The organism is Lactococcus fujiensis JCM 16395, from assembly GCF_002441655.1.
In the GTDB taxonomy this organism is placed as follows: Bacteria; Bacillota; Bacilli; order Lactobacillales; family Streptococcaceae; genus Lactococcus; species Lactococcus fujiensis.
On the sequence record NZ_JXJU01000002.1, the window covers coordinates 36,783 to 56,612 of the forward strand.

Genomic DNA, 19,830 nt, shown 5'->3' on the forward strand with positions numbered 1-19,830 from the left:
TGACAAAGAAAAGGAAAAAGATGAAATTAAGAGAAAAAATAATTGAGGATTTAAATAAAAATCCTGAACGCGCATTTTCAATTGAAGAATTATCAATTGAATTACATTTAAATAAAGCAAAAGATTTTAAATCGTTTGTTAAAACAGTGGCCAGCCTGGAAGGGGAGGGGCTGCTCCAATTTACTGATGAAGGGAAAATTAGACTCGCGGGAGCTCCGATAAAAGAAAAGACCAAAGCTTTAATCAATGGTATTTTTCATGCACATGCGAATGGTTTCGGTTTCGTAACGATTGATGCTGAAGAAGATGATGTTTTTATTCCAAAAGGCAAAACAAAATTGGCATTAGATGGTGATGAAGTTGAAATTGAGTTGACAAAGAATTCAAATCCTTTGAAAGCTCAAAGTGCTGAAGGTCAGGTCAGTCAAATTTTGCAACGTCACATTCATCAAGTTGTTGGTCTCTTCACTGCTTTTGGTAAGAAGGAAGCCAATGAAAGTGGGGCTCTAGGCTATATTACCTCACGAAATAAAAAATTACCATTCAGAATTTTGGTCAGCTCTGATGGACTCAAACCTGAAGATAAATCAGTGATTCGTGTTGAAATTAAACATTATCCAACAAAGAAGTATCCTGAGACAATGGTCGGTTTAGCAACCGAAATCATCGGAAAAGACAGTGATACCGGTATTGACGTACTGGAAATTCTAGCTTCAATGGATATTCGTTCAGAATTTCCAAAAGATGTAATCGATCAAGCAAATGCCATCCCGCCAGAGGTGAAAGCGTCCGATGCAATTGGGCGCGTTGACTATCGCGATGAAATTACATTTACAATTGATGGGGCAGATGCAAAAGACTTAGACGATGCCGTTCATGCCAAACGGTTGGAAAATGGTAATTTCGAACTCGGCGTTCATATAGCGGACGTTTCGCATTATGTAACTGAGGGGTCACCTCTTGATCGAGAAGCTTACGAACGAGGAACATCTGTTTATGTGACTGACCGTGTTGTTCCTATGTTGCCAGAACGATTGTCTAACGGAATTTGTTCATTGAATCCTAGACTGAATCGTTTGACTCAGTCATGTGTCATGGAAATCACCCCTGATGGGCGTGTTGTGAACTACCAAATTTCGCAATCAATCATTAAGACAAAAGAAAGAATGACTTATGACGATGTCAATTTAATGATTGCTGGAGACCCCGAAGCACTTAAAAAGTATGATGACATCGCAGAATCCGTGTCCGTCATGACCGAATTGCATGCCATCCTTGAGAAAATGCGTCAACGTCGTGGTGCAATTAATTTTGATACAGTTGAAGCTAAAATTATTGTCAATGATAAAGGTTTGCCCATCGAAATTAGAAAACGTCAACGTGGTGTGGCTGAACGAATGATTGAATCATTCATGCTTGCAGCAAATGAAACGATTGCCACAGATTTTGAAAAACGTCAGTTACCTTTTATTTACCGGATACATGAACATCCTAAAGAGGAACGCTTGCAACGATTTATTGATTTTGCTTCAACATTTGGAATTAAAGTTTCGGGAACTGCGAATCATATGACACAAGAAGCTTTACAAGAATTTCTTAAAAAAGCTAAAGGAACACCGGGAGAGGTGGTTCTGTCAACGATGCTTCTTCGTTCAATGCAACAAGCACGATATTCTGAAACAAATGCGGGCCACTTCGGCCTTGCAGCAAATAATTATACCCATTTTACGTCTCCAATTCGTCGTTATCCTGATTTATTGGTTCATCGGCTCATTCGTGTCATGGATCATCCCACTGAGAAAGAGATTGATAAGTGGGACGAACGAATTCCAGAAATGGCCCAACACACCAGTAACCGGGAACGACGTGCGGTTGATGCAGAGCGTGAAGTTGAAAAGATGAAGAAAGCTGAATTCATGGAACGCCACGTTGGGGAAGAATTTGACGGTATCATTGCATCAGTCACCAGATTTGGAATGTTTGTAGAACTCCAGAACACTGTTGAAGGTCTCGTTCATATTTCAACCATTAAGAATGATTTTATGACTTATCAAGAACGTAGTTTGTCACTTGTTGGGGAACGTTCTGGTAAAGTATTCAGAATTGGACAACCAATCAAAATAAAAGTCACTCGTGCCGATAAGATGACAGGTGATATTGATTTTGAATATTTGCCAAGTGACTTCGACCTGGTCGAAAAAGTGTCTAAAGGCAATAAAAAGGGACGTTCAAAGCGAAAAGGTCAGTGGAAAGACAAAGGCCAAACTTCTGATCGAAAAAATCAACAGAAACAAGGTTCTCAGAAAAATAAACGGCATGAACATTCAACTTCAAAAGAAAGAAGTCAATCTTCAGATTATTTAGTCTCATCACGTAAGAATAAAAATAAAAATGGATCGAAAGCTGCACATCCGTATACCATAAGGAGTCGCGATAGTGCACCAAAACTTGATGGCGGCAAGAAGAATGCAAATCAAAGTCCAAAAAATCGTAAGAAGAGAAGTTAATTTCGGACAGTTGAAATAATTTAGTTTAAAATAAAGTTTAAAATAAAGTTTAAAATAAAGTTTAAATAAATATTTTATATCGTGAGGAATAAAAATGGAAAAATTAAATCTTCAAAAAACGGCCTTTGTCATGATTGATTTACAAAAAGGGATAGCTTTACGGCAAGGGTTGGCTCCTTACTCAAGTCAAGAAGTTCTAGAAAAAAATGAACAAATTGCTCAAAAACTGGCAAATACCGATGCCACAATTGTCTGTGTTCACGTGAAGAATTATGGACCTGAAGCACTTCATCCGCAAACGGATAATCGCCCCATCCAATCTGAGCATGTTCCTGAAGATTTCAGCGATTTCATTTTACCTCTCGCAACGGATCCTCAAATCAAAAATGTCATTCATGTTAAGAAACATAACTGGGGGGCATTTTTCGGGACAGACTTGGATGTGCAACTCCGTCGACGTGGAATAGACACCATTCTGTTATCTGGTATAGCGACAACGATTGGCGTTGATACAACTGCGCGTGAAGCCTATCAACTTGGTTATCAAGTAATTACGATTGAAGATGCCATGACAGACTTCAACGGTCAGTTACATCAAGATATTGTGGAACATATATTCAAACGACTTGGAAAAGTTTGGACAAGTGACCAAGTTATAGCGAGTCTAAATTAAAACGAGGGGATTTTATGAAGAAATTTTGGAGTATATTTTGGAAATCTATTGGCGTGGTTTTCGCAATACTGTTCTTGATTGTCGGCGGTTATGTCACTTATGCTTATGTTCAATATCACCGGATTCCAAACAACGTGGCCGTAAAAGTAGAAAATCCTCAAAGGCAAAAAGTTGAATTAGGAAAAAGCTACAAAATGATGACATTCAACATTGGTTATGGATCATATCCTCCATCTTTTAGCTTTTTCATGGATGGGGGGCCCGATGTTCGAGCATATTCTAAACAAGCTGTTAAAGACGCAATTAATGAAGATATTCGCTTGATTAAATCGGAGCAACCAGATTTTGGAAACATCCAAGAAATAGATTGGCAGGGCGATCGGTCTCAACATGTTGACGAGCCTCAAATGGTTCAATCGGCATTGAGCGAATACACATCAGTGCTGACACAAAATTATGATTCAGCCTATCTATTTTACCCGCTGACAGATCCGATTGGGAAAGCTAAATCAGGCATTTTGACCTATTCAAAATATCAAATTGATTCATCCAGACGGTATCAATTGCCAATGGAAACTAATTTTAACAAGTTTTTTGATCTTGACCGCGCCTTTGATGTTAACGTTTTGCCCATCAAAGATTCATCAAAACATTTTGTGATTTTCAATACGCATTTGTCCGCCTTCATAAAGGATCAAAAGATTCAAAGACAACAGCTGACAACCTTATTTGATGCCATGAAAAAATATGTTGATGCAGGCGATTATGTTATTTGTGGGGCTGATTATAATCATGTTTTGGCTGGAAAAGCACATCCCGAATTAACATGGATGAAAGAATTTCCCACCGCGGATTTGACAAAAGGAATGCGTGTGGTAGCGCCGACTAATGCACCTACGGTCCGCTCACTTGATGTCCCATATGTCAAATCAAATCCTAAAAATACCTTTGGTATTATCGATGGTTTTTTGGTTTCAGAGAACATCAAAGAGTTTTCTGTTAAAACAATTGATAATGACTTTAAATCCTCTGATCATCAACCCGTTGTGATGAATTTTGAATTAATGAAATAATAGAAAGAGTGAATTTTATCTTTCTCATTGAAAAGACTTTCCAGGCCTGGAAAGTCTTTTTTATGAGTCCACGATATTTCTTGAAAAATGAGTTCTTGAAATTTGAATATTGCTCAAGAAATAAGTAATCAAGAATAAAGACTGACTTAAATAGAAAAAGAAGGAAGCCTCATGGTGAAAATGCTAACGCAGAAATTTGTCATGGTAAGATAGAGCTATTAAAAATTAATTAAGCATCTTATTATCTTGAGATTCGCATCTATTTATGAATCGTGAAATATTACCGAAAAATTTAAAATATATATTAACTAAGTTGAAGAACTGTGGTATGATAATAATAAAATTATCAGTATAATTAATCGGATGGAGAAATGATGAGACAAAAGTACAAAAAAGGCAGTAAAAAAAATTGGTGGATTTGGATGATAGGAATCCTATTTTTCCCAGTTGTATGCCTTATTGGAGCAATTAAAATGTTTTGGAAATTTAAAAATACGGGTCAAAAAAGATGGATTATTGGAGTGATCCCCCTTGCTCTCATTTCACTTTTTGGATTTATCGCATATGGTGAAGCATTTACACATCCCGAATCAGTCCCGACGCATGAAACAAAACTTGCAAAATCGCTCGAGTCCTCTCCATCAAGGACTGAAACAAATTCAAGTCCATCGAAAAAATCAAGTAGCTCTCGCCCAAGTAGTTCACAAGAAAGGATAAGTAGTAGCTCAATCAGCTCAAGCGTGAAAGTTCCAAGGACCAGTTTGCAGACCTCTTCAAGCTCGGATGATGAAGTTTTTCAGAAACTTCTTGAATATACGAATGCTGAATCCGCTGGACCAACTCAGAACTATTATTGGGAAAATGGGCAAGCAAAATTATCAGGCTTTGAATCGCTTCATTCAGGACAATATAGCTTTTCCTCTGATGGACAAGGGCGCTCATCGGTTGCTCGCGCGGTACTTAATGACTCAGAATTCAAAAATTCACAAGGGTCAAGGCAAGGCGATCCTCTTGCTCCGCCCTATTGGCCAACAAATTCGAAAACTGAAATTTCATTTGCTCTAACAGGACGGACTTATCATGGGTATTTGTATAATCGGAGCCATTCCATTGCAGATAGCTTGCTCGGCGTTGCTTCATACACCTCCAAATTTAACTTTACGACCGGAACGCGAAGTCAAAATGTTGGTGCAAATCAAAATGGTGGAATGCGTTTTCCAGAAGAGTTAGTCGAAAATTACTGGCGGGCGCATCCAAATACGAGCAATACGGTCAGTTATCAGACAAGACCCGTTTATTATAGAGATGAGGTAATACCAAGAGGCTCAATAGTAGACATAAAATCCAGTGATAACAAAATTGATGTCGAAATTATTGTGATCAATAGTGCTGAAGGGATTTCAATTGATTATCGTCAAACCGGGGCGTCGAATGTCGTTACTAGAACAAGACAATCCTCTGAAATACCAAAGACTAGTACATCCACACCACCCAGTTCAACAATTACAAGTACAGAAGCAGTACCAAAACTTTCACCTAAACCTGCACCAGCACCTAAACCTACAACCAGTTATCGTCAGATTAATGGCTGGTACGTGGCAAATAGTGGTACTGTTTTTGTTCATCAAAAGAGCAATAGATATTATTCTAGAGTGAAAAATCCTAGCAATTATTTCATTTTGACACTCGCAGAAGCTCAAGGTAGAAATGCAGTTCCAGCGAAAGGTGGAAATGCCTATGCACAACCTTAAAATTAAGGCTCATTTTCGAGCTTTTTTATTTGGAAATATTATAAATGGAACATCAAAAAGTATTAACTGAAGCAATTGCTATTAATCTTTTGCTATTATTTGCTTTAAGTTTAGGGGGATGGTAAAATAAACGCAAACGGTTGCATAATCAAAAAAATACATTATCTAATTTGGAGATAAAATGAAACAAGAGAGTCAAAATGTTTTTTGGAAACAAGTTTTAGGACTTGCTCTGCCTGTGGCCTTGCAGGGACTCCTCTATTCCTTACTCTCTATTGTTGACCAAATCATGGTCGGTGAAAAAGGGCCAACAGCAGTTGTTGCAGTAGGGCTTGCTTCTAAAAATGCCGGGGTATTGAATTTTGTAATCATGGGATTGACCGCTGGTTTAGGTATTTTAGCTGCTCAACATGTCGGACAAGGGCGACTTGAACGAATTGGTAAAATTCAAGGCATGATTTTTTTTGCGGGATTACTTGTTTCCTTGATGTTTTTTATCCTTTCGTTTTGCCTTCCAAGTTGGGCGATGCACTTATTTTCTGCAGACCCCAAAGTGATAACCGAAGGAATTTCCTATCATCGTTACTTAGCTTTCTCCTATTTTCCAATGCTGATTATAGCGGTTTACTCGACAGTTTTACGATCTGCAGGGATTGTGAAATTGCCAATGCTTGTATCCTTGGTGGCAGTCCCTCTTAATGCTTTTCTGAATTATCTGTTGATTTTTGGTCACTTAGGTTTTCCGGCACTAGGTGTAGGAGGTTCAGCACTTGCAACTACATTGGCAACAACCTTTGAAGCACTTGTTTTATTTGCTTTTGTGTATTTCCAAAAGTTACCAGGCGCATTTTCGATTCAAAGTCTTTTGAAATTTTGGCACTTTGATTCAGAAATAAAACAACTCTGGCTATTAACTTGGCCGTTACTCATGGATAATTTTTCTTTTGCTGTAGCTGATGCAGCATCTGGAGCTATTTTTGGATTTATGGGTACCAGTCAGACGGTTGCTGTGACAATCATGATGCCGATTCAAGCGTTGATTATTACATTTTTTGCAGGATTTGGTACGGCAGCATCGGTTATGTTGGGCCATCATTTAGGCCGTAATGAAACGAAAGCAGCTTACTCGACGGGAATAAAAATTCTTTGGCTGAGTTTGTTTGCACCACTTGGACTAGGGGGAATGATATTACTGACCATGTCCTCTTACCTCAGCCTCTTTCATATGAGTCCTTTTTCGTTAAACTTAACAAAAATTGTAATGGTCTTGATGGTTCTTTTTGTACCAATTAAAGTAATTAATATGGTACTAGGCAATATTTTGTCATCGGGTGGTGAAACAAAATTCATATTTTACATTTCCATTATGGGCAGTTGGTTGTTTGCTGTTCCACTGGGGCTTGTTACCGCTTTTATTCTCCACTGGCCGATTGATGGGGGCTTCGTTGCCCTTTCTTTTGAAGAAGTGATTCGATTAATTTTAGGAATTCGCAAAATGAAAACGGGCAGTTGGTTAAATAATTTAGTTGCTGAAGTAAATTAAAAAGTCGAGTTGCTCGACTTTTCTTTTCTAATAATTACAAGAAGCGGTTGTTAGTGACGAATCAGAATTCCTAATAAGATGGTCACTGCTAAGGAACCGTTGTACAGGATAAGATTGTTGATTTGGTAATGAAAAGTTTCTGATTTAATCTGTTTAGCCAGAAATTTCCGCATATTGGATAGGAGAAGGGGGGCAATTAAAAACATCAGTAGTGAAGACCATGGGAGGACTCTAAAAATTATGGCCAGCAAGACGCAGATGGCGGGGATGAGATACATAAGCTTGTACAAAAGTAATGACAAGGGAACTTTCAAATAATAGGGTAAGGTGAAACGCTGATTTCGAATGTCCTGTTCCAAATCACAGATATTATCTGAAAGCATCACATTGAAGTTTTGGAAGAAACACATGGCGCCAACAAGAACTATCGGAATCAAGACAGATAAATCCCAAGTCCAGTTCATTTTCCAGCCATCAAATTCTATGAAAAAATATCCTTTCTGGTATGAATTGATATAAACGGCAAGAAAAAAGCCAAAGAATCCTTCACATAAGCCTGCAAGCACTTCGCCCAAAGGGAAACGGCTGAAAGCGAAAGGACCAAAGGTGTAAAAAATTGCAACGAGGAAACAAATTCCCCCCACTGGTAGTATGGCCAGATTGGTCATAAAAAGCACAACAAGTCCAACGACAACGTCAATTCCGAGCAGTATAAGGCAAACTTTTAATGCTAGTTTAGGGTCGATGTTCCGATTGGAGATGATATTTTCTCGCGCTTTGTATTCTGGATCAAGGGCTTTATAATAGTCCATCAAGTTATTCCAACCAGAAACAAAAAGATTTATGGCTGCCAATCCAATGATGAATAGTATGGTCTGAACCAGGTGGAAACTTTTAAAGTACCAGATTGAAAACATAATTCCAGCAAGTGGTGATAAGAGAGCCACAGGTAAAGTTTGTATCCTTGTAAAATTGAGAAAAGTTTTTATGTTCATGTCCAAATTATACCAAATATAGACTTAAAAATCATTGCTAATCAGAATAAATTGTGAATTTTTTTACATTTAGTTGCAGTTATTGAATATTATGATCTTAAAATTGAAAACGTTTATCATCAGTCTCAATTTATGAATAAATTTGTTATAATAGAAGAAGATGATTCGAGAATAATGATCCTTGGAGGAAATATGGTTAATATTTATCTTGTACGACATGGTAAAACAATGTTTAATACGATTGGTCGAGCACAGGGCTGGTCAGACAGTCCGCTCACCAGCGATGGTGAAAAAGGAATTATCGAACTTGGCTTGGGATTGAAGGCCAAACATATCAAATTTGACCGAGCTTATTCATCCGATTCTGGCCGTACGATTCAAACAATGGGTTTACTTCTGAAATATTCAGAAAATGAAGGAATTCCTTACACTTATGATAAACGCATTCGTGAATGGTGTTTTGGTAGTTTTGATGGCGGATACGATGGTGAATTATTTGATGGCGTATTGCCTCGTATATTTGTTGATCGCCCAAATGACGGAACAGCACGTTCCTATAAAGAAATTGCCGAAGCCATTTATGAGGTTGATACGGCTGGTTGGGCAGAAACTTGGGAACAACTTTCAGGACGGATTTTGGAAGGCTTTTATGAAATGGCCAAAAGATCAGAAGAGGTTGGGGCTAAAAATATTGTCATTGTAAGTCATGGTATGACCATAGGCACTTTTGTAAAACTGCTCATGCCAGATGTACCAAGACCACGTGGCCTTGATAATGGGTCCGTCACACATTTGACTTATGAAAATGGGAAATTTAAAGTGGGTAAAGTTGGAGACATGTCCTATCGTGAATTGGGGAGCGAATTAATGGAAGCTCAGGATGACTTTGCCTGAAAACGAGAGAATAGAATTTGATGAGTAAAATGAAAAAGATGTTAAACCGTGACTGGCTTGTGTTATCTGTAAATGTGGGATTATTTTTCTATGCGATGACTTTGTCAATCCAATATTTAAGTCAGTATGATAATATCTTCTCTAAATTTTTGATCACTTTTTTTAGTAATATTTCATTTTTCTACTATAATACGAAAGTAGCAGTGACGGATTGGCGAAACATTGCATTTATCGGTCTACTCCTAATTATTTTATTCTTATTGATTCGATTTTGGCGACTGACCTTTGTCCTTTTGGAAGTGATAACTTTATTTTTCATTGCCGCGTATGCCTACTTGATTGTGAGCCACATCACTGGGTTTGAACAAATTCTTCCTTTTATTGTATTGATTATTTCCTTGATAAATATTTGGTTAATCTCACACCACTTGAACTTAATGTAAAAATTAGCACTCTTGATTAACGAGTGCTAATTTTTCGTTCTTTTTCCTTGACATGGTAAACTAAAAGCGATATAATAATTTTAGCACTTGAGAAAGTAGAGTGCTAACTCAGCATTCGAAATCAATGGAAAGTGAGGTGTGTCATTGATTACAGATCGTCAAAGACGAATTTTAAACTTAATTGTCTCACTTTATTCTAAAGACCGAAATCCAATTGGGTCAAAAGCATTGTTGGATGAAATTCATGCTTCTAGTGCAACGATTCGTAATGATATGAAGGTCTTGGAAGAACTTGGCTTTATTCAAAAGGAGCATACGTCGAGTGGACGAGTGCCATCTGTTTCAGGCTATAAGTATTACGTCGAAAATGTTCTCACGCTTGAAGAATTTAGTCAAAATGATCTTTTTCAAGTCATGAAAGCATTCGACGGTGAGTTCTACCGTTTAATTGACTTATTTCAAACGGCCGCTGATACGTTGTCGTCGCTGACAGGTTTAACGAGTTTTGTGCTTAATATTCCACAGCGAGAACAAATGCTTGCCTCATTTGAATTGGTCATGCTGGATAACCATTCTGTTCTCTCTGTCATTACTCTAGGCACTGGGGAGGTTCGAACCAATCAATTCTCGATGCCAAAGAGTATGACTGATCTTGACTTGCAGACATTTTCAAATTTGGTTAAAGAACGGTTGCTTGGAAAGAAAGTTTTGGATATTCATTACACTTTGAGGACTGAAATCCCTCAAATTGTCCAACGTTATTTCAAAGTTACATCGGACGCACTGCAATTGTTTGAAACAGTCTTCAAAGATTTGTTTACGGAACAGTTGATTTCTGGAGGTCGTCAAAATTTATTTGATTACAGTTCAGAAAATCTCTCGAAACTATACCGCCTTCTGACAAATGATGAATTAATGATCCATGAAATCAGAGAGGTGACAGATAATAACGAGATGCGTTCAGTCGAGTTTAATAAAAAAGATTTTCTCAAGAATTTCACCATTCTCAATCAGAAATTTGTCATTCCTTACAGGGGTCTGGGAAGTTTAACCCTGATTGGTCCTGTTGAAATGGACTATCGTCAGACACTATCAGTTCTCGATTTAGTGGCGAAAGTTTTGTCTATGAAATTAGCAGATTATTATCGTTATTTAGATGGTAATCATTATGAAATCAGAAAATGAGAAATGTAGAAAATGAAAAACCCATTTAAAAAAGGAGGCAATATGTCCGAAGAAAATAAAGAAGAAATTAAAAATGAAACAAGCCAAGAAGAAACAGGGCCCATTGAAACGGAAACATTGACAGAAGAAGCGCTTGAGGAAATTGTTGAAGATGAAGTTTCTGAATTAGAAGAAGCTCAAAATTTAGCAAAAGAATTTGAAAATAAATTTCTTCGTGCCTCTGCAGAGATGCAAAATATTCAACGTCGATCAAATGAAGAACGTGTCACATTGGTTAAATACCGTTCACAAGATTTGGCCAAGAAAATTTTACCTTCATTAGATAATTTGGAACGTGCACTTGCTGTTGAAGGTTTGACTGATGATGTCAAAAAAGGCCTTGAAATGGTTCAAGAAAGTTTGATTGCAGCGCTCAAAGAAGAAGGGGTGGAAGAAGTTCCAACAGAAACTTTTGACCACAATTTCCATATGGCTGTTCAAACTGTTCCAGCAGATGAAGATCATGATGCAGACAGCATTGTTCAAGTTTTCCAAAAAGGTTACCTATTACATGAGCGTTTACTGCGTCCAGCAATGGTTGTTGTTGCTCAATGATAGAAATAGCTGAGGCCAAACTGTCAGAACTGACAGAAATAATGGCCATCGAAAACGAAGGCTTTTCACAAAGTGAAGCAGCCACTCCTAAAGCAATGAAAGAGCGGATTGAAAAAATTTCGGATACTTTTCTTGTTGCAAGTGAGAAAGGGCAAGTTTTAGGCTATATCGTTGGACCTGCATATCATCGTCGTTATATTGACGATGACTTATTTGAAAAAGTTGAACCAAATCACGAAATGGATACAACGCAAACAATCTTAAGTTTAGCAACGGCGGATTTTGCGCGTAAACGTGGGATTGCTACTCAACTTTTAAAGGCATTGGAGAAAGTCGCAAGAAAACAGAACAGAGCCATCATTTCATTGACTTGTTTAGAAAAATTAATTCCTTTTTATGAAGCTCACGGCTATCAGAATGAGGGGATTGCAGAATCAATACATGGGGGAGAAAAATGGTATAACATGACCCTCACATTAAAATAGAAAACATTTGACCGCAATGTCGTTAAACTATAACAATAAAAACAAACTTAAAAAGAAGGATAACAAATATGTCTAAAATCATTGGTATTGACTTAGGTACAACAAACTCAGCAGTAGCAGTTCTTGAAGGAACTGAAGCTAAAATTATTGCAAATCCAGAAGGAAATCGTACAACACCATCTGTAGTAGCGTTCAAAAATGGTGAAATTATCGTTGGTGATGCCGCAAAACGTCAAGCAGTTACTAACCCTGATACAATTCTTTCAATTAAATCTAAAATGGGTACACCTGCTAAAGTTTCAGCAAATGGGAAAGAATATACACCACAAGAAATCTCTGCAATGATTCTTCAAAATTTGAAAGCAACAGCAGAAGCATATCTTGGCGAAAAAGTTGATAAAGCCGTTATCACAGTACCTGCTTATTTCAATGACGCTCAACGTCAAGCAACTAAAGATGCGGGTAAAATTGCAGGCCTCGAAGTTGAACGTATCGTTAATGAACCAACAGCTGCAGCGCTTGCTTACGGGCTTGATAAACTTGATCGCGATGAAAAAATCATGGTCTATGACCTCGGTGGTGGAACATTCGACGTATCAATCCTAGAACTTGGCGACGGCGTATTCGATGTTTTGGCAACTGCTGGGAACAATAAACTCGGTGGAGACAACTTTGACCAAGTTATCATCGATTACATGGTTGCTGAATTCAAAAAAGAAAATGGCATTGACCTCTCACAAGATAAAATGGCATTGCAACGTTTGAAAGATGCTGCTGAAAAAGCTAAAAAAGATTTGTCAGGTGTGACAAACACAAACATCTCACTTCCATTTATCACTGCAGGAGCAGCTGGACCTCTTCACTTGGAAATGAACTTGACACGTGCTAAATTTGACGAATTGACATTGTCACTCGTTGAAGCTACACGTCAACCTGTTCGCCAAGCATTGTCAGACGCTGGACTCAAAGCATCTGACCTTGATGAAGTATTACTCGTTGGTGGATCAACTCGTATTCCAGCTGTTGTTGAACTTGTACGTCACGAAACAGGTAAAGAACCAAATAAATCAGTTAACCCTGATGAAGTAGTTGCCATGGGAGCTGCAATCCAAGGCGGCGTTATCACTGGTGACGTTCATGACGTTGTTCTTCTTGATGTAACTCCACTTTCACTTGGAATTGAAACTATGGGTGGTGTTTTCACTAAATTGATTGAACGTAATACAACAATTCCTACATCTAAATCACAAGTCTTCTCTACAGCAGCTGATAATCAACCAGCCGTAGACATTCATGTTTTGCAAGGAGAACGTCCAATGACAGCCGATAACAAAACACTTGGTCGCTTCCAATTGACTGATATTCCTGCTGCACCACGTGGAATTCCACAAATCGAAGTTACTTTTGACATCGACAAAAATGGTATTGTTTCTGTAAAAGCCAAAGACCTTGGTACTCAAAAAGAACAAACGATTGTCATTAAATCTAATTCTGGTTTGTCAGAAGAAGAAATTGAAAAAATGAAGCAAGATGCTGAAGCCAATGCCGAAGCTGATGCAAAACGTAAAGAAGAAGTTGATGTTCGTAACAATGCCGATGCTCTTGTCTTCCAAACTGAAAAGACAATGAAAGACCTTGAAGGTAAAGTGGACGAAGCTGAAATCAAGAAAGCTGAAGATGCTAAAGAAGCATTGAAGAAAGCTCTTGAAGGTGACGACACCGAAGACATTAAGAAGAAATCAGAAGAACTTTCTGAAATCGCTCAAAATCTTGCTGTTAAACTTTACGAACAAGCTAATGCAGCACAAGAAGCTGCTGGTGCTGAACAGGCCGGTGCACAAGAAGCTCCTAAAGATGCTAACACCTTTGACGGTGACTTTGAAGAAAGCAAATAAATCAAATGAATTGAAAAAATAATCACAATTGTGGTTGTTTTTTTGTTTATAAAAAATCAGAATATAGTGAGAATAGAAATAGTTAAAGAATCAGAAAATTTTGAGTTTTTCGTTGACAACAGCTAAAAAAAAAGAGTAATATTGACAACAAAGAAATGTATTCCTTAATCTACACACCAAATTCTAGATATGATATGCTATTTCTCCAATAGATATTTAAAAAATAAAGAGTCGAAAACCATGTTGAATAAAAAGTGTTTAAAGAACCAATGCTTGAAAAAATTCAAGTTTGGGGAAAAATTAAAAATAAAGTTAGTTTATATAAACTAGCTTTTTATAGATTGAGTTAAGGGATGAGAGACATTTTGAAAAGCCATTATTGGTAGATGTATGTGTGACAAATCGGTGCAACTTACATTGTAGCTATTGTTCTGCAGACTCAGGGCCGTTTGCGAGCAAAAAAGAGGAAATGACCATTGAAAAATTAGATTCGTTATTAGAAGAACTTGATAGCTTGGGCGTTCCACGCGTAGCAGTCACAGGAGGAGAACCATTTCGGAGAGAAGATACCCTTGAGATTTTGAAACGATTTGATCAATATAATTTTGTTAAAATCTTGAATACAAATGGGACTTTGATTACGGATAAAATTGCAGAAAAATTATCACATTTGCATTTGGACAGAATTTGCGTAACTCTAGATGGGAGTACTGCCGAAATACATGAAAGTCAGTGAGGAAAAGGAACATTTAGTAAAGTTATAACTGGAATTAGGAATTTGCAGCGTTACAATCTTCCCGTCTCAATTTTATTTACTTTGGGTAAGCAAAACGTTGATAATTTGTTAGATACTATTAGGTTATGTGATAAAATGCAAATAGACTTCATGTCTGTGATGGTTATTTGTCCGACAGGGCGAGCTAATGATGCAAGCATTTTAGCTAATAAAGAGAAATGGTTTCCAGTTTTTCTTGATCTATCTGAGCGCATGAAAAGAAAAGAATTTAGAGTTCATTTTAAAATTGTTCCGCCTAATGAAAGTAGTGTGTTTTGGACGCATTTTTTTCCGCTCCAATACTATAAGCGCTCAGACTTATCTTGCTATTGGAATAAAAATGAGGTGGTTCATGGATAAAGAATTGTTTTGTATCCGTGGAAAAAAAGATTTGATTTTCCGAAAGGATCATAAAAATTTTTATGTCTATGATCCTATTGCATTAGAATATTATAATATTGATGAAATTGGAGCGGAAATTTTATATTGTATTTCTAAAAATTTTTCTTTAGATAAGATTATCATGGTTTTGACGGATGAATATGATGTAGAGTATGAGGAGTGTAAAAAAGAAGTTATTAGCTATGTAGAACATAATCCACTGCAGTATATTTTTTATACAAACCTGATTCAATCTGGTTTATATTTACACCTTTCTCCGTTTTCCAAACATGGCGGATAGCATGAAATTATTTAAGGAGATTCAAAAGTTTACGCTCCCACTTATTGCGAATAATTTAGTTCAAATTCTGATTAATCAGTTGATTTTAATTTTTGCGATTAACCAATCCGTTGAAAATTTGGCTGGAATTTCTACGATTCAAAGTTTACTCTATTCTTTTGGGGGGATTCTTGGTGTTGTTGCTTTGGCTTTCAACATTGAAGGAGGACAGGCATTAGGAAAAAATTTAAATGTAAAATTTTTGAAACTTGTGAAGTCATCATTTATCTTGAATGGTCTAATTGGCCTTGGTTTTGGCTTTGGAGTAATTGGCCTTGGGGAAGTATTTTTGAATCTTGTCTATCATTTTCAAGGTTCAATGCTTTTGACTTCAACGGGATATTTACTCGTTCAGTCACCGTATATTTTTTTAACCTTGATGCTATTTTTATCTTCAAATCTGATTAAAATTCAGAATAAAACGAAATGGATTTTATGGATTTCATTGTTTTCTACTGGGATGGAGCTTTTACTCAACATTGTTTTAGTAAAAGTGCTTCATTTTGGAATTGTTGGAGCTAGTTTTTCTTCAGTATTCTCGCTATTTGTCATGGTTTTTCTTCAATTTTTGGTTGTGAAAAATCAGATGATTAGCGCATTTAGGGTAAGTGCTTCAGAAATTAAAAATTTGATAAAAAAGTCATTCCCGCTACTTGGTCAAGAATTGTTAGAAGGTGTAATATTTACAATCGTAATAGAAGCCTTGATTTCTAGATTAGGTGTGACAATCCTTGCGGTATACGCCTTTGGAATCCAGATGCTGAATATCGCAAAAACACCCGTTTATATGTATGAAAACGCAGTTACGGTATTTGTTTCAAAATCATATGGGGCGAAAAATTTATCGAAATCAAGAAAGATAATCTACATCTCGCTATCGAGTTCGATTCTATTTTATTGTATTCTTTCAATCTTAATTTTTATCAATCGAGTTACTATTGCAAATTGGTTTTCGCTTAGTAAAGGACAAGATTTATCTGGAATGTTGTTATTAATGCTGAGCTGCAGCTTTTTCTTTGTCTTTTATGAGATTTTGAAAGCAAGTTTACAAGCCATCAGTCAAGAAAAGTTTGTTCTTAAATGGACATTTATTATCAATTTGATATTGTTTTTAGTGATGATATTATTCGCCAATATGGGGCAATACAATTTTGAAATGTTGTATCTACTCTATGCTTTAAGCATGATTATACTTACAATAATGATGGGAATAAAATTTAAAAGTAGGATGGTTCTGGAAAATAAATAATATTAAGAAAATATTATCACATCATAAAAAGTCATGAAGGCTGGCAAGCCCATTTTTTTGCTATACTGGAGGATAGAATAGTCAAATTAGTTAGGAATATCAATGATTAGTAAAGAATTTATCAAGGCGTTAACCGAGATTCGTCACCACATTCACCAAAATCCAGAGCTTTCGGAGCTGGAATTTAATACAACAGCATTTTTAAAAGAAAAAATCGAGGCGGAAGGCATTGAAATTTTACCATCGAATGGCTTGAAAACAGGCTTTGTTGCGAAAATTGGTTCGGGAAAACCGGTGATTGCATTGCGTGCGGATATTGACGCATTACCTATTTTGGAGAAAACAGGACTATCGTATGCTTCTCAAAATGATGGCATTATGCACGCGTGTGGACATGATTTACACATGACGAGTTTGTTGGGCGCCGCAAAGTTATTAAAATTACGTGAAAATGAAATCAAAGGAACCATAAAACTAATTTTTCAACCCGCAGAAGAAATTGGAACAGGTGCGAGGGATGTTATAGCTGCAGGACTTGTCGATGATGTGCAGGCTTTTTTTGGCTTTCATAATATTCCAACACTACCTGCAGGGACGATTGGACTTCGAGATAAAGGGGTCATGGCAGCGGTTGAACAATTTGATGTAAAAATTATTGGGCAAGGGAGTCATGCGGCCTATCCTCAAGAAGGGCGAGATCCGATTGTGGCCACGGCTGCGATTATTCAAAATTTGCAACAAGTTGTTGCACGAAATGTTCCTCCTCTTGAGGCTGCAGTCTTGTCAGTAACTCATATTGAATCAGGTAATACATGGAACGTTTTGCCTGATTCAGCACGGTTTGAGGGGACAATCCGAACATTTGATGAAAAAATGAGACAAATGACGAAAGATAGATTCATCGAAATCGTAAACGCCACGGCTATCGCTTATGGGGTCAAAGCTGAAATTAAGTGGATTATGGGGTCTTCGGCTACTTATAATGATCCCAAATTGACAGCATATTTATTTGAACAGACGAAAGCATGGCATAATGCCACACTTGTTCCAGAACCATCCAGTGCAGGGGAAGATTTTGCATCTTATGGCGACCTGGCACCCTCTGTATTTGCATTCATTGGTTCGAATGCAGTTGGGGCATCTGGGCTACACTTTGCAGACATGATTGTTAAAGATGAGACAATTTCAGTCGCTGTTGAATATTATGTAGAAACAGCATTTTCGATGCTTACTTATCTAAATGAATAAAAAAATACCCTTCGTATTTTTTTTTTGTTGTTTTTGACAAAAAATGGAAGTTTTTGGTTGATTTTGAAAATAAAAAGTGTATAATATAAATGTAAGTGATTTCAAGGAGGCGGTTTCAATTTTAGCAAATGACAGAAAACAAAAGATTCTTGAATGTTTGTCTTATCAACAAAGGGCAAGTTTAGAAGAACTTCAGTCCATAACAGAGACATCTGTTTCAACAATTAGGCGGGATTTAAATGAACTTGAGGAAGAAGGATTATTAAGAAGGATCCACGGCGGCGCCGAATTATTAAAAGATCTTTCCGCAGAATTATCTATTCTTGAAAAATCTTCCAAAAACGTTCACGAAAAACTCATTATTGCCCAAAAGGCTGTAAAAAAAATTGCTAATGGGGATACGATTTATTTAGACGCAGGGACAACCACCGGAGCTTTAGTTAATGAAATTAATCAATTAAATAGCCGCATGACTGTCGTGACGAACTCGGTTACACATGCTTCGCAGTTAAATAATCCTTCTGTAAATGTGATTATTTTGGGCGGTATGATAAAAAAATCGACAGACTCTGTTATTGGTGGCCGTGCCTTAGAACAATTGGGAACCTATCGCTTTAATGTTGCATTTCTGGGAGCAAACGGGTTTGATGAAAAAAATGGTGCCATGACTCCTGATAGCGAAGAGGCAGCAATAAAAAGACGTGCGATCATCCAATCAGAAATGAGTTATATTCTTTTAGACCAAAGTAAACTGGGTCAAACAAGTTTCGTTCAATTTGCGAGAACTGAAGAAATCGAATTGTTAACCGATAAGGCAGAGCAAGAATAATAAAAATCAAGTTACGGAGGACAAATGATTTATACAGTAACACTTAATCCAGCTTTGGATTATTTTATGGAATATGAGCAAATTGAGATTGGTGATGTCAATCGAACGAGTACCACACGTATGACACCTGGGGGGAAAGGAATTATGGAAAGCCGTATGCTTTCGCTCTTGGGAACACCAAATACAGCACTTGGCTTTATTGGTGGGTTCACTGGACAGGCCATTCGTGATGCATTGATTGAGCAAGGAATTACAACTGATTTTACACAAATTGCGGCTAATTCTCGCGTCAATGTTAAAGTAAAGACGGTATCTGAAGAAACAAGTCTTGACTCAGCTGGTCCCAAATTAACTCCAGAGGATGTCGAACATTTCCTTCAAAAATTTGAATTTTTGACAGAAGACGACATCGTTGTATTTGCTGGAACGGCTCCAAAAAGTCTTGGTGATGATTTTTATGACCGTTTGATTGAAGCAGTTGTCGCTCGCGGTGCTCAATTCGCTATTGATGTAGATGGCCAGAAACTTTTACGCACATTGACAAATCGACCTTTGGTAATCAAACCCAATCGCGAAGAGTTAGAAGAAATGTTTGATGTTAAATTTGAACATAAAGAAGACATCATCCCTTATGGCCAAAAAATGTTGGCTCAAGGTGCTAAAAATGTCATGGTTTCCATGGCCGGTGATGGGGCACTTTTATTCGCAGGTAAGAAAGTTTACTTTGCAGCACCAGTGAAAGCTGAAATCAAAAATTCAGTTGGTGCAGGTGATTCTACAGTAGCTGGATTTATTTCTGAGTGGTCTAAATCGAAAGACCCACTAAAGGCTTTCAAACAAGGAGTCGCTTGTGGTACGGCAAAAGTCTTTTCAGATGATATGCCTACTGAAGCATTTCTTGAACAATGTTTAAATCAGATCGAAATTACCGAACTCGTTTAAACAAGTTTTAATGATGTAATGAGCTTGA

17 protein-coding genes and 1 pseudogene are annotated in these 19,830 nt (G+C 37.2%); 17 read left to right on the top strand and 1 reads right to left on the bottom strand.

The annotated features are described in order from the left end of the window. Positions 1-20: 20 nt before the first annotated feature. The 5 genes from rnr (at position 21) to RT41_RS02125 (ending at position 7,547) form a co-directional block, all read left to right on the top strand. The gene (gene rnr, locus RT41_RS02105; protein ID WP_096817064.1) at positions 21-2,507 is read left to right on the top strand and encodes a ribonuclease R; all 2,487 of its coding nucleotides are present in this window, start codon (positions 21-23) and stop codon (positions 2,505-2,507) included. A 94-nt stretch (positions 2,508-2,601) separates the two neighbouring features. Further along, positions 2,602-3,180, top strand: coding sequence for an isochorismatase family protein (locus tag RT41_RS02110; protein ID WP_096817066.1), 579 nt, complete (start codon positions 2,602-2,604; stop codon positions 3,178-3,180). Between the two features lie 14 nt (positions 3,181-3,194). Continuing rightward, positions 3,195-4,253, top strand: a complete 1,059-nt coding sequence (locus RT41_RS02115) for an endonuclease/exonuclease/phosphatase family protein (RefSeq protein WP_096817068.1) — start codon at positions 3,195-3,197, stop codon at positions 4,251-4,253. 473 nt (positions 4,254-4,726) lie between these two features. Beyond that, positions 4,727-6,004, top strand: coding sequence for a DNA/RNA non-specific endonuclease (locus tag RT41_RS02120; RefSeq protein ID WP_245811569.1), 1,278 nt, complete (start codon positions 4,727-4,729; stop codon positions 6,002-6,004). Between the two features lie 181 nt (positions 6,005-6,185). Beyond that, positions 6,186-7,547 (top strand): MATE family efflux transporter, encoded by a 1,362-nt coding sequence (locus tag RT41_RS02125; protein WP_096817082.1) that lies wholly within the window; start codon positions 6,186-6,188, stop codon positions 7,545-7,547. Positions 7,548-7,597: 50 nt separating this feature from the next. On the opposite strand, the gene RT41_RS02130 is transcribed toward RT41_RS02125, so the two are convergent. Then, entirely contained in the window at positions 7,598-8,542 is a 945-nt protein-coding gene (locus tag RT41_RS02130; RefSeq protein ID WP_096817085.1) for a UbiA family prenyltransferase, read from the bottom strand. Between the two features lie 192 nt (positions 8,543-8,734). On the opposite strand from RT41_RS02130, the gene RT41_RS02135 reads away from it, so the two are divergent. From RT41_RS02135 to pfkB, 12 genes and pseudogenes are all read left to right on the top strand, one after another. Beyond that, entirely contained in the window at positions 8,735-9,436 is a 702-nt protein-coding gene (locus tag RT41_RS02135; protein WP_096817087.1) for a histidine phosphatase family protein, read from the top strand. Positions 9,437-9,465: 29 nt separating this feature from the next. Beyond that, the gene (locus tag RT41_RS02140) at positions 9,466-9,879 is read left to right on the top strand and encodes a hypothetical protein (protein WP_054639257.1); all 414 of its coding nucleotides are present in this window, start codon (positions 9,466-9,468) and stop codon (positions 9,877-9,879) included. 144 nt (positions 9,880-10,023) lie between these two features. Then, positions 10,024-11,064 (top strand): heat-inducible transcriptional repressor HrcA, encoded by a 1,041-nt coding sequence (hrcA, locus tag RT41_RS02145; protein ID WP_096817315.1) that lies wholly within the window; start codon positions 10,024-10,026, stop codon positions 11,062-11,064. 42 nt (positions 11,065-11,106) lie between these two features. Further along, positions 11,107-11,658: a nucleotide exchange factor GrpE gene (gene grpE / locus RT41_RS02150; RefSeq protein WP_096817089.1), complete on the top strand. Its 552-nt coding sequence runs from the start codon at positions 11,107-11,109 to the stop codon at positions 11,656-11,658. Further along, the gene (locus RT41_RS02155; protein ID WP_096817092.1) at positions 11,655-12,143 is read left to right on the top strand and encodes a GNAT family N-acetyltransferase; all 489 of its coding nucleotides are present in this window, start codon (positions 11,655-11,657) and stop codon (positions 12,141-12,143) included. The genes grpE and RT41_RS02155 overlap by 4 nt, the downstream gene beginning before the upstream one ends. Before the next feature lie 68 nt (positions 12,144-12,211). Then, a complete protein-coding gene (dnaK, locus tag RT41_RS02160; RefSeq protein WP_096817094.1) occupies positions 12,212-14,038 on the top strand; it encodes a molecular chaperone DnaK in 1,827 nt (608 codons plus the stop codon). Positions 14,039-14,378: 340 nt separating this feature from the next. Further along, positions 14,379-15,134, top strand: a pseudogene (locus tag RT41_RS02165) (radical SAM protein); the annotation flags it as partial. A gap of 31 nt (positions 15,135-15,165) precedes the next feature. Next, on the top strand, positions 15,166-15,495 hold the full coding sequence (gene wgkC / locus RT41_RS02170) for a PqqD family peptide maturation chaperone WgkC (protein ID WP_096817096.1): 330 nt from the start codon (positions 15,166-15,168) through the stop codon (positions 15,493-15,495). A 1-nt stretch (position 15,496) separates the two neighbouring features. Then, positions 15,497-16,783: a tryglysin-associated MATE efflux transporter WgkD gene (gene wgkD, locus RT41_RS02175; protein ID WP_180752670.1), complete on the top strand. Its 1,287-nt coding sequence runs from the start codon at positions 15,497-15,499 to the stop codon at positions 16,781-16,783. Between the two features lie 102 nt (positions 16,784-16,885). Next, on the top strand, positions 16,886-18,031 hold the full coding sequence (locus tag RT41_RS02180; RefSeq protein ID WP_096817101.1) for an amidohydrolase: 1,146 nt from the start codon (positions 16,886-16,888) through the stop codon (positions 18,029-18,031). 118 nt (positions 18,032-18,149) lie between these two features. Further along, positions 18,150-18,860 carry a DeoR/GlpR family DNA-binding transcription regulator gene (locus RT41_RS02185; RefSeq protein ID WP_054639280.1) on the top strand — a complete coding sequence of 237 codons (711 nt, stop codon included), beginning with the start codon at positions 18,150-18,152 and terminating at the stop codon, positions 18,858-18,860. Positions 18,861-18,884: 24 nt separating this feature from the next. Next, positions 18,885-19,802 carry a 1-phosphofructokinase gene (pfkB, locus tag RT41_RS02190; protein WP_096817103.1) on the top strand — a complete coding sequence of 306 codons (918 nt, stop codon included), beginning with the start codon at positions 18,885-18,887 and terminating at the stop codon, positions 19,800-19,802. Positions 19,803-19,830 lie beyond the last annotated feature (28 nt).

Coding starts and splice junctions, on each gene's coding strand:
- rnr (WP_096817064.1), top strand. CDS start 21: ATGAAATTAAGAGAAAAAATAATTGAGGATTTAAATAAAAATCCTGAA.
- RT41_RS02110 (WP_096817066.1), top strand. CDS start 2,602: ATGGAAAAATTAAATCTTCAAAAAACGGCCTTTGTCATGATTGATTTA.
- RT41_RS02115 (WP_096817068.1), top strand. CDS start 3,195: ATGAAGAAATTTTGGAGTATATTTTGGAAATCTATTGGCGTGGTTTTC.
- RT41_RS02120 (WP_245811569.1), top strand. CDS start 4,727: ATGTTTTGGAAATTTAAAAATACGGGTCAAAAAAGATGGATTATTGGA.
- RT41_RS02125 (WP_096817082.1), top strand. CDS start 6,186: ATGAAACAAGAGAGTCAAAATGTTTTTTGGAAACAAGTTTTAGGACTT.
- RT41_RS02130 (WP_096817085.1), bottom strand. CDS start 8,542: ATGAACATAAAAACTTTTCTCAATTTTACAAGGATACAAACTTTACCT.
- RT41_RS02135 (WP_096817087.1), top strand. CDS start 8,735: ATGGTTAATATTTATCTTGTACGACATGGTAAAACAATGTTTAATACG.
- RT41_RS02140 (WP_054639257.1), top strand. CDS start 9,466: ATGAAAAAGATGTTAAACCGTGACTGGCTTGTGTTATCTGTAAATGTG.
- grpE (WP_096817089.1), top strand. CDS start 11,107: ATGTCCGAAGAAAATAAAGAAGAAATTAAAAATGAAACAAGCCAAGAA.
- RT41_RS02155 (WP_096817092.1), top strand. CDS start 11,655: ATGATAGAAATAGCTGAGGCCAAACTGTCAGAACTGACAGAAATAATG.
- dnaK (WP_096817094.1), top strand. CDS start 12,212: ATGTCTAAAATCATTGGTATTGACTTAGGTACAACAAACTCAGCAGTA.
- wgkC (WP_096817096.1), top strand. CDS start 15,166: ATGGATAAAGAATTGTTTTGTATCCGTGGAAAAAAAGATTTGATTTTC.
- wgkD (WP_180752670.1), top strand. CDS start 15,497: ATGAAATTATTTAAGGAGATTCAAAAGTTTACGCTCCCACTTATTGCG.
- RT41_RS02180 (WP_096817101.1), top strand. CDS start 16,886: ATGATTAGTAAAGAATTTATCAAGGCGTTAACCGAGATTCGTCACCAC.
- pfkB (WP_096817103.1), top strand. CDS start 18,885: ATGATTTATACAGTAACACTTAATCCAGCTTTGGATTATTTTATGGAA.